This is a genomic window from Streptomyces sp. 3MP-14 (assembly GCF_006334905.2).
Lineage (GTDB): Bacteria > Actinomycetota > Actinomycetes > Streptomycetales > Streptomycetaceae > Streptomyces > Streptomyces triticirhizae.
The window spans coordinates 60,706-76,143 of the sequence record NZ_VDLZ02000023.1 but is presented as its reverse complement, the minus strand read 5'-3'; the positions used below and the strand labels follow the sequence as shown (position 1 = coordinate 76,143).

General features: G+C 73.7%; 13 protein-coding genes and 1 riboswitch. Of the genes, 5 read left to right on the top strand and 8 right to left on the bottom strand.

Annotated elements, in window-relative coordinates:
- Positions 1–538: 538 nt before the first annotated feature.
- The gene (locus tag FH609_RS29130) at positions 539–1,525 is read right to left on the bottom strand and encodes an ArsR/SmtB family transcription factor (protein WP_139675164.1); all 987 of its coding nucleotides are present in this window, start codon (positions 1,523–1,525) and stop codon (positions 539–541) included.
- A 63-nt stretch (positions 1,526–1,588) separates the two neighbouring features.
- Between FH609_RS29130 and FH609_RS29125 the strand changes: the two genes are divergently transcribed.
- Positions 1,589–2,875 (top strand): MFS transporter, encoded by a 1,287-nt coding sequence (locus tag FH609_RS29125; RefSeq protein ID WP_139675161.1) that lies wholly within the window; start codon positions 1,589–1,591, stop codon positions 2,873–2,875.
- 824 nt (positions 2,876–3,699) lie between these two features.
- Here FH609_RS29125 and FH609_RS29120 read toward each other — a convergent pair.
- The 3 genes from FH609_RS29120 to FH609_RS29110 all read right to left on the bottom strand — a co-directional run bounded on the left by FH609_RS29120 (position 3,700) and on the right by FH609_RS29110 (position 5,792).
- The gene (locus tag FH609_RS29120) at positions 3,700–4,980 is read right to left on the bottom strand and encodes a Cmx/CmrA family chloramphenicol efflux MFS transporter (RefSeq protein ID WP_139675202.1); all 1,281 of its coding nucleotides are present in this window, start codon (positions 4,978–4,980) and stop codon (positions 3,700–3,702) included.
- A gap of 145 nt (positions 4,981–5,125) precedes the next feature.
- Positions 5,126–5,398: a DUF4031 domain-containing protein gene (locus tag FH609_RS29115; RefSeq protein ID WP_139675158.1), complete on the bottom strand. Its 273-nt coding sequence runs from the start codon at positions 5,396–5,398 to the stop codon at positions 5,126–5,128.
- A 19-nt stretch (positions 5,399–5,417) separates the two neighbouring features.
- Positions 5,418–5,792 (bottom strand): hypothetical protein, encoded by a 375-nt coding sequence (locus tag FH609_RS29110; RefSeq protein WP_139675155.1) that lies wholly within the window; start codon positions 5,790–5,792, stop codon positions 5,418–5,420.
- 167 nt (positions 5,793–5,959) lie between these two features.
- Between FH609_RS29110 and FH609_RS29105 the strand changes: the two genes are divergently transcribed.
- Together FH609_RS29105 and murQ are read left to right on the top strand one after the other, a co-directional pair.
- Entirely contained in the window at positions 5,960–6,904 is a 945-nt protein-coding gene (locus tag FH609_RS29105) for a MurR/RpiR family transcriptional regulator (RefSeq protein ID WP_226962031.1), read from the top strand.
- Between the two features lie 128 nt (positions 6,905–7,032).
- Entirely contained in the window at positions 7,033–7,953 is a 921-nt protein-coding gene (murQ, locus tag FH609_RS29100) for an N-acetylmuramic acid 6-phosphate etherase (protein ID WP_139675152.1), read from the top strand.
- Between the two features lie 97 nt (positions 7,954–8,050).
- Here the strand turns inward: murQ and groL are convergent, their stop codons facing one another.
- From groL to thrC, 4 genes are all read right to left on the bottom strand, one after another.
- Positions 8,051–9,679 (bottom strand): chaperonin GroEL, encoded by a 1,629-nt coding sequence (gene groL, locus FH609_RS29095; protein WP_122183507.1) that lies wholly within the window; start codon positions 9,677–9,679, stop codon positions 8,051–8,053.
- 356 nt (positions 9,680–10,035) lie between these two features.
- Positions 10,036–10,239: a cold-shock protein gene (locus FH609_RS29090; RefSeq protein ID WP_004986573.1), complete on the bottom strand. Its 204-nt coding sequence runs from the start codon at positions 10,237–10,239 to the stop codon at positions 10,036–10,038.
- Between the two features lie 439 nt (positions 10,240–10,678).
- Entirely contained in the window at positions 10,679–10,960 is a 282-nt protein-coding gene (locus tag FH609_RS29085; RefSeq protein ID WP_139675149.1) for a MoaD/ThiS family protein, read from the bottom strand.
- A complete protein-coding gene (gene thrC, locus FH609_RS29080; protein WP_139675147.1) occupies positions 10,957–12,282 on the bottom strand; it encodes a threonine synthase in 1,326 nt (441 codons plus the stop codon). The genes FH609_RS29085 and thrC overlap by 4 nt, the downstream gene beginning before the upstream one ends.
- Before the next feature lie 15 nt (positions 12,283–12,297).
- Positions 12,298–12,437, bottom strand: a riboswitch (SAM riboswitch).
- Positions 12,438–12,653: 216 nt separating this feature from the next.
- Here thrC and FH609_RS29075 point away from each other — a divergent pair.
- Both FH609_RS29075 and FH609_RS29070 read left to right on the top strand, forming a co-directional pair.
- Positions 12,654–13,619 carry a glucosyl-3-phosphoglycerate synthase gene (locus FH609_RS29075; RefSeq protein WP_139675144.1) on the top strand — a complete coding sequence of 322 codons (966 nt, stop codon included), beginning with the start codon at positions 12,654–12,656 and terminating at the stop codon, positions 13,617–13,619.
- 239 nt (positions 13,620–13,858) lie between these two features.
- Complete coding sequence (locus FH609_RS29070) at positions 13,859–15,310, top strand: alpha,alpha-trehalose-phosphate synthase (UDP-forming) (protein ID WP_139675141.1); 1,452 nt, start codon at positions 13,859–13,861, stop codon at positions 15,308–15,310.
- Positions 15,311–15,438 lie beyond the last annotated feature (128 nt).

Below are 15,438 nucleotides of genomic sequence, written 5' to 3'. Positions count from 1 at the left end.
GCTCGGAAGACCCGTCGCGGAACGGACCCCTGGCCGGAAACCGGCCAGCACCGAGGGGCCGCCAAGCCCGGCATGAGCCAGGGCCAGGTTCGGCCGAAACGGACAACGCACACCCGCACAGCACGGCGAGCACGGCGAGCACGAGACTCCGCCCGGGCGGCCGGGCCAAACGCACCGAGCGCGACCGCTCGCCAGCGCGGCACGACGCCCCGGGCAGGGCGCACGGCTCCGAAGTCCCGTCAGGGAACGGGCCCCGGGCGGGAGACCGGCCCGCGCCGCGCACCGGAACGGGCATGAGCAGGGCCGCTGGCCCGAGGCCAGGCCCGGTCGATACAGAGGACCGACCGGAGAGGCCCGGCCCCGCCGGGCGGTGCCGGCGTCGCGCGCACCGACGCCCACCCCCGTCGGAGAAAACGCGCCCACGACGCGAGCGCCGCGCCGCGCACGGTGCGAACTCCACGAAGCCCCGCGCGGGCAGCGCACGGCGCGAACTCCCCGCAACCCCGCGCGGGCAGCGCCCCGCGCCCCGCGCCCCGCTTCAGCCCGGGGCGCGGAGCAGCGTTTCGCCCGCCACGGTCCGCGCGTACAGCACCCGGCGGGCGACGCGGTGCGAGGTCACCAGGCCGGCCGTGCGCAGGGCGGTCAGGTGTTGGGAGACGCCGCCCGCCGTGAGGCCCGTCCGTTCCGCCAACTCGCCGGTGCTGGCCGGCGTCGTCAACTCGACCAGCAGCAGCGCCCGCGACCTGCCGATGACCCCGGCCAGCGGGGCCGGCGGCCGGGGCCGGCCGCGTTCCCACAGCGTGGCGACGCCGCGCGCCGGATAGCGGAGCGTGGGCTGCCAGGGCGGCGTCACCTTCGAGAAGACCCGATCGCCGCCGAACGCCGTGGGCGTCAGCAGCAGCCCACGGCCGCCCAGCCGCCGGGTGCCGGCGGTGCGCGGATGGGCGACGGTCAGCCGTTCGTCGGCCCAACGCACCGCCGGATCGAGGCCGTTGAAGAGCCGCTCCATCCCGCCCTCGGCCAGCGCCCTGGCGCGGTGCCGGAGGTCGTCGTCGAGCAGCGCCCGCACGCGCGGCCAGTACGGCGCGATGGCCAGCTCCCAGTACGCCTCGATCGCGTCCGCCAGCCGCGCGAGCCCCGAGGCCGGGTCCTCGCGCAGCGCCAGCAGCCCGGGCGGCCAGGGGCGCGGAAGCGCGGCCGTGCCCCGGCGCACCAGCTCGGGCGCCAGCGCGCGCAGCGCCGCCAGTTCGACGGCGAGGTCGGGAACGGGGCTGGGGCGCGGCTCGGACAGGAACCCGGGCAGCACCACCACCGGCGTCGGCACCAGCTCGGCGAGCGGCGCCCAGGCGGCGCGCGCGGCGGCGAGCCGGGGCGCGACCTGTTCCCGCCACGGCCGGTAGAGCGCGTGCGCGGCGGGCTCCTTGACCAGCCGCACGCTGATCACGGCGTCGAACAGCGGCGAGTAGGTCAGCCGGACCCGCGTCAGGTCCTGGGCGGTGAGGCGCACGGTGAGCACGGGGGCCATTGTCGGATTCAGCCCCAGCTAAATCAATGCCGCCCGCGCCGGCCGCGCCGCAGGCTCTTCGCCATGAACCAGACGCCCGCCCCGCCCCCCTCCTCGCCCTGTTCGCCGTCGCGCTCCCCGTCCCCGACCCCGTCCCCGTTCCGTTCACGGAGCTTCCGCTTCCTCTTCGCCGCCTCGGCCGTCAGTCGCGGCGGGATGGCCGTCGGGAACCTGGCGCTGCCGCTGGTCGCGATCGTCGCGCTGGACGCCTCGGTGGGCGAGGTCGGGCTGTTGGCGACGTTGACCACGGCCGCGTTCCTGCTGGTCGGGCCGTTCGGCGGGGTGTGGGTCGACCGGCTGCGCAAGCGGCCGGTGATGATCGCGGCCGACCTCGCGCGGGCGCTGCTGCTGGGCTGGGTGCCGCTCGCCTGGTGGGCGGGGTGGCTGACCCTCGAACAGCTCTGTGTCGTGGCCCTGTTGACGGGCGTCGGAACGGTCTTCTTCGACGTGGCAGCGCTGAGCCTGCTGCCGCTGGTGGTCGGCCGGGAACGACTGCTGGCCGCCAACTCCGCGCTGCACGGCTTCGACGCCGGCGTCGCGGTGGCCGGCCCGGCGGCGGCCGGCGGGCTGGTCGCGCTGGTGACCGCGCCGTTCGCGGTGGCGGCCAACGCGGTGGGCTACCTGGCGTCTGCCTGCCTGCTGGCCGGCGTCCGGGTCGAGGAGCCGGCGCCGGAACGGGCCGGGCGCGGACGGGTGTGGGCGGAGGTGGCGGAGGGCGCGCGGTTCGTGGCGGGGCACCCGGTGCTGCGGCCGGTTCTGGTGCAGGGCGGTCTGGCCAACCTGGGGATCAGGATGGTGACGGTGGTGCTGCCGGTGGTGCTGGTCCAGGAGTTGGGGCTGTCGGCCGGGATGGTGGGGCTGTTCCTGGCGGGCGGTGGCGTCGGGGTGCTGCTGGGGGCCACGTTCGCCCGGCGGCTGGCGGAGCGGCTGGGCGCCGGGCGCACGCTGTGGTTGCTCGGGCTGGCGATCGCGCCGTTCGGGCTGGTGCTGCCGCTGGTGCGGGAGGGCACGCTGCTGTGGCTGGCGGCGGGGGCGTGGGCGGTGGTGACGTTCAAGACCGGGGTGGACAACGTGCTGCTGGTCAGCTTCCGGCAACGGGTCACGCCCGACCGGCTGTTGGGTCGGATGAACGCGTCGTTCCGCACGGTGCTCACGGGCGCGCTGGCCGTCGGCTCGGCCCTGACCGGCCTGCTCGGCGAACTCGCCGGCCCCCGCGCGCCCCTCTGGGCGGGCGCCCTCGCCCTGTCCCTGGTCTGGGTCCCCATCGCCGCCTCCCCACTCCGGACGCTGCGCGACCTCCCCACGGGGTGAGGCCGCCGAAGGCACCGCGCGGCGCCGCGCGCCGCGACGGCGCGAGCGGGGGGCGCGGGCCGCCCGGCGCCGCGCGCCGGAGCGGGCGCCCCGGCCGGGGCCGGACGCCGGGACCCGGCGGACCCCCGGCGCTGCGCGCCGGGATGGTCGGGGCAGCCGCGCCGGACGGGGATGCGATACCGCACCGGCAGAGGCGGACAGCCCCGACCCGAGCGGGCTCTCGACGCGGCACACCGCGACAGCAGGGCGGGTATCTCCCACCGGTGCGCGGCCGCCCAACATCGCACGCCGCCACGAATAGGAGGCAGCCGCCAAGCGGGGATGCGGTGCTGTGACCGCGCGCGGAAGGCCGCGCAGCGCTGCACGCCGCAACGGCGAGGACGGAACGCCCTCGGCCGGAGCAGGCCAGGACCGGCGGGGGCGGACGCCCCCAACCCCGGCAGGCCACCCGACGCGGCACACCCCGTTGACGCGGAACGCGCCCCCAGCGAGGAGCGGACCTCCCGGCGCCGGGCGCCGGGACGGGTGGGGCGCCTGGCCCCAGGTCTCGCACCAGCGGGGGCGTTCCCGTCCAGGCCGTCACGGCGCGCCGCGCGCAGCGCCGTGCGGCTCGCCAGGGCCGGGCCCCCACCCGTCCCGGCCCGTCCCCGGCCGGGGCGCGCGTTCCACGCTGTGCCCGTGCGCAGCGCAAGGCACCGGACTCACCGGCCGTCCCACCCACGCCACCCACACCACCCACACCACCCGGACCCCCGACCCGGCAGCCGTCGCCCGTTCCCCCAACCGCGCCCGCCCCGGCCAGCCGGCCGCAGGCCACCGTTCGCTCAGCCCTGCTCCGACGCCCCGGTTCCCCGCCCCGCCCGGGCGGCCGTCGAGCCGTCCTCCTCCCCGGGCGGCAAGCCCCGTCGCGGCAAGCCGCCCGCCGCCGGGGCCGCCCGGCGGGTCCCGTTCCGGCCGGCAAGGCCCTCGCGGGACTGGAGCCACGCCCCGCCGAGCGCCGCGAGCAGCAGCAGCGCGCCGAGCCAGGCGGTCCAGACGTAGCCGAGGCCGGCGTCGATCACCAGGCCGCCGGCCCAGGGGCCGACGGTGTTCCCGGTGTTGAACGCCGCCGTCGTGGTCGCGCCGGCCAGCGTGGGCGCTGCGGTGGCAACGTTGAAGATGCGGGCGTTCAGCCCCGGCCCGCAGAGGAAGGCCGCCAGGCCGAGGACCCCGGCGAGGGTCACCGCCGCCACCGGCTGGTGGGCCAGCAGCGCGATCAGTGCCAGCACCGCCGTGGCGGTGGCGAGGCCGACGTACAGCGTGCCGAAGAGGTGCGCGTCGGCGAGCCGGCCACCGACGACCGTTCCGATCAGCGCCCCGCAGCCGTAGAGCACGAGCACCACCGGCACCCAGCCCTCGCCGAGGCCCGTGACGTCGGTGAGCAGCGGCGCCAGGTAGGAGAAGAAGCAGAACGTGCCGGCGGCGAAGAGCGCCGTCGTGGCGACGGCCAGCCACACCGCGCGGTCCCGGTAGATCACCAACTCCGCGCGCAGCGGCACGCGTTGGTCACCGCTGGGCGGCTCGACGCGGGGCACGAAGAGCAGCACGCCGACCAGGCCCAGCGCCGTCATCAGGGCCACCGCCCAGAACGCGGCGCGCCAGCCGAGGTGTTGGCCGAGCAGGGCACCGCCGGGGACGCCGGCGATGTTGGCGATGCTCAGCCCGCCGAGCAGCACGGCCAGCGCGCGGGCCCGCGCGCCCGCCGGCACCAGCGAGACGGCGACGGCGGCGCCCACCGCCCAGAACCCGGCGCAGGCCAGCGCGCTGACCACGCGGGAGGCGAAGAGAAGGCCGTAGCCGGGCGCCAGCGCGCCCACCAGGTGGCTGACGCCGAAGACGGCGAGCAGCACGACGAGGGTGCTGCGGCGCGGCAGCCGTTGGGTCGCGGCGGCGAGGACCGGCGCGCCGACCACCATGCCGATGGCGAAGGCGGATATCAGCAGGCCGGCCGTCGGTATGGAGACGTCGAGGTCGTCGGCGACCTCGGGCAGCAGCCCGGAGAGCATGAACTCGCTGGTGCCGAGGGCGAAGACGGCGCCGCCGATGACCAGCACGGCGGTGGGCAGGCGGAAGCGGGCTTCGGACCCGGCGCTCGTTGAGGACACGCTCCCTTCCAACGCGCACCTCACGCCCGCGCATTCCGGAGGTTCCGCGCCCCTCGCTCGCCCCCACCCCCGGGCCCACGCGCCCCTCAGGCCCCGCCGGTCCTCCTCAGGCCGCGCCCCGCGCGCCCTTCCGGCGGCGCAGCCCCGCCTCGTGGAGGAGGCGGACCAGCTGCCGGCTGTCGACCTCGACCGCGCCGAGGGCCACCGCCTCGGCGTACCGTTCCGCCGGCAGGTCGTAGTGGTCCCGGTCGAACGCGCGGCGCGGGCTGCCCAGCCGGGCGGCGAACGCGTGCAGTTCCGCGAAGGATTCGTCGCTGACCAGGTGCGACCACATCCGACCGTGTCCCGGCCAGTTCGGCGGATCGACAAAGATCGTCACCGACCGACCCCCCGAGCGGTCACCGGCGGGCCTCGGCCAGGCGGCCGACCGGGGCCACCGCCACGCCGGTGACCGGGCAGACCCACTGCGGGTCCTCGCCCAGCTCCGGCTCCACGTCCAACGCGTGCGGCTCGCGGTCCTCGACCCCGGCGCAGACCGGGCACAGCGGCCAGCGGCCCCTGGTCTCCAGCAGCGCGTCCTGGATGTCCTGGGCGAGCAGCCCGGGGACGAACACCGCGCCGGCTGGCCACTGTTCGGACCACCAACGACGGTGCGAGACTGCCTGCTCCAGCAGCGAGACCTCCTCGGGGCCGGCCGCCCCGTCAGCCGTCAGGTCGGCCAACACGGCCGCGCGGCCCCGGTGGATGGCCTCTTCCGTGGCTGGCTGTTCCATGCTGACCATTGGACCAGAGATCGCCGGGTTTCCCGAACGGTCGCCGGGTCTCCGGAACGATCGACGGGTTTCCCGAACGGGTGTCCCGAACGGTCGGGGCCCGCCGGGCACGAGGGGGGCTTGACGTCACCCTGCGTCGAAAATACGTTTCACCTGTGAGGCTAGCGATGAAGGAAAATTTCGCCCGACGGCCCGGCAGAGCCCGCGCCGTCGCCGTTGCGCCCAGACCCGCTCCTCCCGAGCCCGGCGCGCTGGCCGCGAAGGTCCGCACGATGGCGCCCTCCATGACGCGTTCCATGCAGCGCGTCGCCGAGACGGTGGCCGGCGACCCCGCCGGCTGCGCCGCGCTCACCGTCACCGCGCTCGCCGAGCGCACCGGCACCAGCGAGGCCACCGTGGTGCGCACCGCCCGGCTGCTGGGCTACCCCGGCTACCGCGACCTGCGGCTCGCGCTCGCCGGGCTGGCCGCGCAGCAGGCGTCGGGCGCGGCGCCGGCCGTCACCGCCGACATATCGGTCGACGACCCGCTGAGCGAGGTCGTCGCCAAGCTCACCCAGGACGAGCGGCAGACCCTCAGCGACACGGCCGGCGCGCTGGACCTGGGCCAACTGGAGGCGTCCGTCGCCGCGTTGGCCGACGCCCGGCGGATCGACGTCTACGGCATCGGCGCCTCGTCCCTGGTCGCCCAGGACCTGGCGCAGAAGCTGCTGCGGATCGGGCTGATCGCCCACGCCCACACCGACCCGCACCTGGCCGTCACCAACGCGGTCCAGCTGCGCGGCGGGGACGTGGCGGTGGCCATCACCCACTCGGGCCGCACCGTGGACGTGATCGAGCCACTTCAGGCGGCGTTCGACCACGGGGCCACCACGGTGGCGATCACCGGCCGGCCGGACGGCGAGGTCACGCAGTACGCCGACCACGTGCTGACCACGTCCACCGCCAGGGAGAGCGAGCTGCGGCCGGCCGCGATGTCCAGCAGGACCAGTCAACTGCTGGTCATCGACTGCCTGTTCATCGGCGTCGCGCAGCGCACCTACGAGTCGGCGGCGCCCGCCCTGCACGCCAGCTACGAGGCCCTCGCCCACCGGCACTCCCCGCGCGAACGCTGACCCCACGCGCCCACGCGCCGGCCCGCCGGCGCACACGCCCCCACGCAGCAACGCCCGGACCAGAGCAACGCCCGCACCGGAGAAACCCGCAAGCCCCCACGCCCCCTCGCACGGAGAGCCGCCCACGGATGTCCACGGAGTTCGACACCCTCACCACCGAGGCGCACCGCCCCGAACTGGCCGAGATCGACCGGCGTTCCACGCTGGAGATCGCCCGCACCATGAACGCGGGGGACGCGCTGGTGCCCGCCGCCGTGGCCGAACAGCTGCCCGCGATCGCCGCCGCCATCGACGCGGCGGCCGACCGGATGGCGCGCGGGGGGCGGCTGGTCTATCTGGGCGCCGGCACCGCCGGCCGGCTCGGCGTGCTGGACGCCAGCGAGTGCCCGCCCACCTTCAACACCGACCCCGGCGAGGTGATGGGCCTGATCGCCGGCGGGCCGACGGCGCTGGTGGAGGCGGTCGAGGGCGCCGAGGACAGCAAGGAACTGGCCGCCGATGACCTGGCCAGGATCGGGCTGACCCCCGACGACGTGGTGGTCGGCGTCTCCGCCTCCGGGCGCACGCCCTACGCGGTCGGCGCGGTCGAACACGCCGCCGAGCTGGGCGCGTTGACCATCGGCCTGTCCTGCAACGCCCACTCCCCGCTCGCCGCGGCCGCCGACCACGGGATCGAGGTGGTCGTGGGCCCCGAGCTGATCGCCGGCTCCACCCGGCTCAAGGCCGGCACCGCGCAGAAGCTCGTGCTCAACATGATCTCCACCATCAGCATGATCCGGCTGGGCAAGACCTACGGAAACCTGATGGTCGACGTCCGGGCCTCCAACGAGAAGCTGCGCGCCCGCTCGCGCCGCATCGTGACGCTGGCCACGGACGCGCCCGAGGACGTCGTGGAGGACGCGCTCAACGCCACGGGCGGCGAGGTCAAGCACGCCATCCTGGTCATCCTCGGCGAGGTGGACGCGCCAACGGCCGCCCGGCTGATCGAGGAGTCCCACGGCCATCTGCGGGCCGCCCTCCGCCGCGCGCTGGACGCCCCCGCCGGCTGAGGCGCCCGGGCGTCCCCGCCGCCCGACATGCCGCGAGGGCGGCACCCCCCTCGCGGGGAGCACCGCCCTCGTGGTGACTGACGCGAGTCGGCTGGACTCAGAAGTCCATGCCGCCGCCCATGCCACCGGCAGCCGCGTCGGCGCCAGCGGCGGCCTTCTCCGGCTTGTCGGCGATGACGGCCTCGGTGGTCAGGAAGAGCGCCGCGATGGAGGCGGCGTTCTGGAGCGCGGAACGGGTCACCTTGGTCGGGTCCGGGATGCCGGCCTCCAGCAGGTCCACGTACTCGCCGGTGGCGGCGTTCAGGCCCCAACCCGGGGTCAGGTTGCGGACCTTCTCCACCACGACGCCGCCCTCAAGGCCGGCGTTGACCGCGATCTGCTTGAGCGGGGCCTCCAGGGCCAGGCGGACGGCGGCGGCACCGGTGGCCTCGTCGCCCTCCAGCTCCAGCTTCTCCAGCGCCGAGGCGGCCTGGAGCAGGGCCACGCCACCACCGGCGACGATGCCCTCCTCGACGGCGGCCTTGGCGTTGCGCACCGCGTCCTCGATGCGGTGCTTGCGCTCCTTCAGCTCCACCTCGGTGGCGGCACCGGCCTTGATGACGGCCACGCCGCCGGCCAGCTTCGCGAGGCGCTCCTGGAGCTTCTCGCGGTCGTAGTCCGAGTCGGAGTTCTCGATCTCGGCGCGGATCTGGTTGACCCGACCCTGCACCTGGTCGCTGTCGCCGGCACCGTCGACGATGGTGGTCTCGTCCTTGGTGATGACCACCTTGCGGGCGCGGCCCAGCAGGTCGAGGGTGGCGTTCTCCAGCTTGAGGCCGACCTCCTCGGAGATGACCTGGCCACCGGTGAGGATGGCGATGTCGCCGAGCATGGCCTTGCGGCGGTCACCGAAGCCGGGGGCCTTGACGGCGACCGACTTGAAGGTGCCCCGGATCTTGTTGACGACCAGGGTGGACAGCGCCTCGCCCTCGACGTCCTCCGCGATGATCAGCAGCGGCTTGCCCGACTGCATGACCTTCTCCAGCAGCGGAAGGAGGTCCTTCACGTTGCTGACCTTGGAGTTGACGATCAGGATGTAGGGGTCCTCCAGCTCCGCCTCCATCCGCTCCATGTCGGTGGCGAAGTAGGCCGAGATGTAGCCCTTGTCGAAGCGCATACCCTCGGTCAGCTCGAGCTCCAGGCCGAAGGTCTGGGACTCCTCGACCGTGATGACGCCTTCCTTGCCGACCTTGTCCATGGCCTCGGCGATCAGCTCGCCGATCTGGGTGTCGCCGGCGGAGATGGACGCGGTGGAGGCGATCTGCTCCTTGGTCTCGACCTCCTTGGCCTGGCTCAGCAGGGCCTCGGAGACCTTCTCGACGGCCGCCTCGATGCCGCGCTTCAGCGCCATCGGGTTGGCGCCGGCGGCCACGTTGCGCAGGCCCTCGCGGACCAGCGCCTGGGCCAGCACGGTCGCCGTGGTGGTGCCGTCACCCGCGACGTCGTCCGTCTTCTTGGCGACTTCCTTGACCAGCTCGGCGCCGATCTTCTCGTAGGAGTCCTCCAGCTCGATCTCCTTGGCGATGGAAACACCATCGTTGGTGATCGTCGGGGCGCCCCACTTCTTCTCCAGCACGACGTTGCGGCCCTTGGGGCCGAGCGTGACCTTGACGGCGTCGGCGAGCTGGTTCATCCCGCGCTCAAGGCCGCGCCGCGCCTCCTCGTCGAACGCGATGATCTTGGCCATGTGAAGGGGTCCTCCCAGAACAGGGGTGGATTGCTCCAGGACCGCGCTGGCGCCCGCGACGGACGGCCCTCCCGGCGGTGGTTCCTTGCCCCACCCACCCGAAGAACCTCACCGAACCGGTCCTTGCTGTCACTCTCACCCGTAGAGTGCTAACGCCCATGATTAGCACTCTGGAGGGGAGAGTGCAAGCGGATGGCCCCCTGGGCCATCCGCTGCACGACTGGGGGCACCTCCCGCCCGAAGGGTGGGGGAGCAAGCGCGAGCCGCTGGGGCCGGCCAGGCCCAGGGCACGCGTCGGGCCCGCACCCTCGGTGGGTGCGGGCCCGGCGGTGAAGGCGGCGGTAACGGTCGGCGGTTCAGGCGGTCACCCGGACCATGTCGGCCTGGGGCCCCTTCTGTCCCTGAGAGATCTCGAACTCGACCCGCTGCCCCTCTTCCAGGGTGCGGTACCCGTCCATCTGGATCGCGCTGTAGTGGACGAACACGTCCGCACCACCGTCTACCGCGATGAAGCCGTAGCCCTTCTCCGCGTTGAACCACTTGACGGTGCCCTGAGCCATTCCTAACTCCCCATATTGCCGGCCCTTTCGCGAGCCCACACTCCGCGGACCCGGGTCAGACCTCTCAGACTCCACCCCCGGGCGGTGTGGGGGTGTGCGCCGGAACGTTCGACCGCCGCTGAATGTATCTGGACGGACGCCCAGTGCAACAGGTCATTCGGCAGGGAATTCTCGCCACGCCAGAACGGGCAAATCCCGCGAACGCGCTGGAAGTTGAGCATTTCGCAGCGGGTGTTTCTGGCCAACCCGACAATTGGTGCAACAATTTCCGGCACATAATTTGCGCGCGGGTCCCGCATTCATATGCGACTGGCACGATTTCGGCACCGGAACGCTGCCACTCTAGCGTTCCGCCGCAGGCCACCGCCCCACGACCCCGCAGGTCATGGGGCGGTGGGGCGGTTCGGGGAGAACGGCGAAGTGGCCTCGGGAGGGCCGCTCAGCGGGCGCCGCCGGCGACGGCCGGGATGATCGAGACGCCGGCGCCATCGGGGGTCGGGGTGGCCAGTCCCTCGGTGAAGCGGACGTCGTCGTCGTTCACGTAGACGTTGACGAACCGTCGCAGCTTGCCGTCCTCGTCCAGGACCCGGGCCGCGATGCCCTGGTGGTTGCGGTCGAGGTCGGCGAGCACCTCCTGGAGCGTCCCGCCCTCGGCGGTCACCTCGGAGCGCCCGTCGGTGTAGGTGCGAAGGATGGTGGGGATGCGGACGGTGACACTCATGCCAGGCCAGCCTCTCGGAAGGAGTCGAGGTTCGGACGGATGGTCGCGGAGGGACCGGTGGTGCCGGCCACCGCGTCCAGGGTCTTGAGGCCGTCGCCGGTGTTGAGGACCACGGTGGTCGCCGCCGGGTCCAGCACGCCGGCGGCCAGCAGCTTGCGCGTGACGCCCACGGTGACCCCGCCGGCGGTCTCGGCGAAGATGCCCTCCGTCCTGGCCAGCAGCTTGATGGCGGCCACGATCTGCTCGTCGTCGACGTCCTCGACGGCGCCGCCGGTGCGGCGGGCGATGTCCAGGACGTAGGGCCCGTCGGCCGGGTTGCCGATGGCGAGGGACTTGGCGATGGTGTCCGGCTTGACCGGGCGGACCACGTCGTGGCCGTCCTTGAAGGCGCGGGAGACCGGCGAGCAGCCCTCGGCCTGAGCGCCGAAGATCTTGTACGGGCGGTCCTCGACGAGGCCGAGCTGGATCAGCTCCTTCAAACCCTTGTCGATCTTGGTCAGTTGCGAACCTGAGGCGATCGGAATCACCAGCTGGTCGGGCAGTTTCCAACCCAACTGCTCGCAGATCTCGTAGGCCAGCGTCTTGGAACCCTCGGCGTAGTACGGCCGGAGGTTCACGTTGACAAAGCCCCAGCCCTCCCCGATCGGATCGCCGATCAGCTCGCTACAGAAGCGGTTGACGTCGTCGTAGGTGCCCTCGATGGCGACCAGTTCGCCGCCGTAGACGGCCGCCATCACGACCTTGCCCTGCTCCAGGTCGTGCGGGATGAACACGCAGGACCGCAGGCCGGCACGGGCGGCGGCGGCGCCGACGGCGCCGGCCAGGTTGCCGGTGGACGAGCAGGAGAGGGTGGTGAACCCGAAGGCGCGCGCCGCCTCCACGGCGTTCGCGACCACCCGGTCCTTGAACGAGTGCGTCGGGTTGCCCGAGTCGTCCTTGATGTGCAGCTCGCCGGTGATGCCCAGCTCGGCCGCGAGGCGGTCGGCGCGCACCAGCGGGGTGCAGCCCGGGTTGAGGTTCGGGTGCTCGGCCACGTCGGCCGGCACGGGCAGCAGCGGCGCATAGCGCCAGATGTTGTTCGGCCCGGCGGCTATGCGCGCGCGCAGGGCCTCCGGGCCTTCGGTGGGAAAGTCATAGGCGATCTCCAGCGGGCCGAAACAGGACGTACACGCGAAGATCGGGCCGAGCGGGAAGCGTTCGCCACACTCGCGACAGGAGAGCGCGGTGGCGGGGCCGAGATCGACCTGCGCTCCGTTCGTTCCGTTCGCGGCGGTCGCTCCGGAAGCGGTGTCGGGGTGGTCACCCGAGGTCAGCACAGACATGGCTACGAGGCCCTCTCCTCATCTTCCCCGGGCGACTCTCGCCACGGGACGGAATTGGCACCTGCCCCACCGGAGAGCCTCGCGTCGTCACGAGATCCGGTGGAAGGGTTGCCGGGGCTTCAACGGGCCGTTCCCTCTGCCCCTCTGGATGAGCGGTATGCGGTTGTCAACGCGGTCCCGATATGCGGAGGACACCTGCGCTGTTCGAGACTGTAACGGACAGCCCGCACAATGGCTCGGGCCGTCCGATCCGCGAGACGACCCGAGGGGGTGGCCAGAAAACCCGGCGGCAACGGGTTGGGGCACCCCAGAAAGGGGCAGACGCGGCCATACAGGTGATTACGTGGCCAAATCGAACAGGAGCGACATTCGTGCTGGAAGAGGCAGAGAAGTGGCTGAGCCGCCGGTCCTGGGCCGTCACTGACCGCTCGATGCCGCAACTGCTGAACGCCAAGCGGGCAGCGGGGGCGGCCGGCAGCATCAGCGTGGTCCTCCCCGCGCTCAACGAGGAGGCCACGGTGGGTGCCATCGTGGAAGCGCTGCGGCGCGACCTGATGGAGGACGTGCCACTGATCGACGAGCTGCTCGTGGTGGACTCCGGGTCCACCGACCGCACCTCCGAGGTGGCGGCCGCGGCAGGCGCGAAGGTCGTGCACCGGGACGAGATCCTGCCGCGCGTGCCGACGATGCCGGGCAAGGGCGAGGTGCTCTGGCGGTCGCTGCTGGCGACCACCGGCGAGATCGTCTGCTTCGTGGACGCGGACCTGCGGGAGTTCGACTCGCGCTTCGTCTCGGGCACCATCGGCCCGCTGCTCACCGAGCCCGAGGTGCAGCTGGTCAAGGCCATGTACGACCGGCCGCTCGGCGACAAGCCGTCGGGCGCGCGCCAGGGCGGACGGGTCACGGAGCTGGTCGCCCGGCCGCTGCTCAACCTGCACTGGCCGCAGCTGGCCGGCGTGGTCCAGCCGCTGGGCGGCGAGTACGCGGCCCGCAGGTCGCTGCTGGAACGGCTGCCGTTCCCCGTCGGCTACGGCGTCGAGCTGGGCCTGCTGATCGACACGCTCAACCTGGCGGGCCTGGACGCGGTCGGCCAGGTGGACGTCGGCGAGCGCAAGCACCGCCACCAGGACGGGCAGGCGCTGGGCCGGATGTCCGCCGCGATCATGCGGACCGCGCAGTGCCGGCTGCCGGGCAACGTGCTGCCGACGCGGCTGGGCCTGACCCAGTTCCAGCGCACCGAGGACGGCGGCTTCACGCCGGAGACCCACCCGATCCTGGCCGACGAGCGCCCCCCGATGTCCACCATCCCGGAGTACGCCGCCCGCCAGGCGGCGTGAGGCGGCCCGAGGCGGCGTGAGGCGGCCTGAGGCGAAGCGGCCCGGGGCCCCCGGGTGTGACGTGGCCCACGTTCCGCCGGCGGCGCGTTTTCCGCCCGGCGCGGCGGGCTAGGTTCCGCAGACCCGAGGCCTCCGGCAGACCCCGGGCGACGCCGCGCCCGCCGGGGGCCGGAGCGGCGACGGAACATGACCGACCATGACCGTCCGTGACCGATGTACGCGAGACAGGAACCGAGCCGATGACCGTCGAGCCTCCCGAGCCCTCCGGCCAGGTGCTGGTCGCCTCCAACCGCGGCCCGGTGAGCTACACGCGCTCCGGCGCCGACGGCACGCTGACCGCCAGGCGCGGCGGCGGCGGGCTGGTCTCCGGGCTGAGCGCCCTGGGCGCCGACGCCGGCACCTGGGTCTGCGCGGCGCTCAGCGACGACGACCGGGCGGCCGCCGAGGCGTACGGCGGGCGGCTGCCGGCCGAGGACACCGGCGGGCAGTCGGTGCTGATGCTGGACATCCCGCGCGAGACCTTCGAGGCCGCGTACAACGGCGTGGCCAACTCGGTGCTGTGGTTCGTCCACCACCTGCTCTACCAGACGCCGCTGGAGCCCGTCTTCGACGAGGGGTTCGAGGCCGCGTGGGCGCGGTACCGCGCCTACAACCGGGCGTTCGCCGACGCGCTCGCCGAGGAGGCGGAGCAGGGCGCGGCGGTGCTGGTGCAGGACTACCATCTGGCGCTCGTTCCGGGGCTGTTGGCCAAGCGCCGGCCCGACCTGCGGATCGGGCACTTCTCGCACACGCCGTGGGCGCCGCCCGACCTGTTCCGGGTGCTGCCCGACGAGGTGGCGCGCGAGCTGCTGCTGGGCATCCTGGGCGCGGACCGCGCGGCGTTCCTCACCGGGCGCTGGGCCGGGGCGTTCACCGACTGCTGCGCCGCGCTGCTGGGCGCCGAGGTGGGCGAGGGAACGGTGACCCACCAGGGCCGCACCACCCGGATCGGCGTGCACGGTCTCGGCGCGGACGCGGAGTTCCTGCGGGAGCGCGCGTCGCGCACGGACGTGGACGAGCGGCTGGCCGAGCTGCGGGAACGGGTCGGGCCGGGGCGGGCGACGATCGTGCGGGTCGACCGCACGGAGCTGTCCAAGAACATCGTGCGCGGCCTGCTCGCCTACCGCAGGCTGCTCACCGACCGGCCCGAGTGGCACGGCCGGGTGGTCCATGTCGCGTTCGCCTACCCGTCGCGCCAGGACCTGGCGATCTACCGGGAGTACACGGCGGAGGTGTCGCGGGTCGCCGAGGCGATCAACGCCGACTTCGGCCGGGACGGCTGGACGCCGGTGGTGCTGCACGTCAAGGACGACTTCGCGCGTTCGCTGGCCGCCTACCGGATGGCGGACGTGGCGCTGGTCAACCCGATCAGGGACGGGATGAACCTGGTCGCCAAGGAGGTCCCGGTGATCTCCGAGAACGGCGCCGCGCTGGTGCTCTCCCGGGAGGCCGGCGCGGCCGAGGAGCTGGGCGCGGACGCGCTGTTGGTGAATCCCTACGACATCGCGGGCACCGCCGAGGCGCTGCACCGCGCGCTGACCCTGGACCAGCCGACGCGGGCGGCCCACGCGAAGCGGCTGGCCGAGGCCGCCACGGCCCTCCCGCCGACGGCGTGGTTCCTGGCCCAACTGGACGCACTGCGCGGCTGGTAGCCGGCCCACAGCCGACCACGCGCCATGACCACCCCCGAACCGCTGTCGTCCACGGCCCGACCCAGATACCTCGCGCAGTTCCCCGCGCCCCCAAAACCGCCCACCCACCCCAGGGGCGCGGGGAACTG

Coding starts and splice junctions, on each gene's coding strand:
- FH609_RS29125 (WP_139675161.1), top strand. CDS start 1,589: ATGAACCAGACGCCCGCCCCGCCCCCCTCCTCGCCCTGTTCGCCGTCG.
- FH609_RS29090 (WP_004986573.1), bottom strand. CDS start 10,239: ATGGCTCAGGGCACCGTCAAGTGGTTCAACGCGGAGAAGGGCTACGGC.
- groL (WP_122183507.1), bottom strand. CDS start 9,679: ATGGCCAAGATCATCGCGTTCGACGAGGAGGCGCGGCGCGGCCTTGAG.
- FH609_RS29130 (WP_139675164.1), bottom strand. CDS start 1,525: ATGGCCCCCGTGCTCACCGTGCGCCTCACCGCCCAGGACCTGACGCGG.
- thrC (WP_139675147.1), bottom strand. CDS start 12,282: ATGTCTGTGCTGACCTCGGGTGACCACCCCGACACCGCTTCCGGAGCG.
- FH609_RS29110 (WP_139675155.1), bottom strand. CDS start 5,792: ATGGAACAGCCAGCCACGGAAGAGGCCATCCACCGGGGCCGCGCGGCC.
- FH609_RS29105 (WP_226962031.1), top strand. CDS start 5,960: ATGAAGGAAAATTTCGCCCGACGGCCCGGCAGAGCCCGCGCCGTCGCC.
- murQ (WP_139675152.1), top strand. CDS start 7,033: ATGTCCACGGAGTTCGACACCCTCACCACCGAGGCGCACCGCCCCGAA.
- FH609_RS29085 (WP_139675149.1), bottom strand. CDS start 10,960: ATGAGTGTCACCGTCCGCATCCCCACCATCCTTCGCACCTACACCGAC.
- FH609_RS29070 (WP_139675141.1), top strand. CDS start 13,859: ATGACCGTCGAGCCTCCCGAGCCCTCCGGCCAGGTGCTGGTCGCCTCC.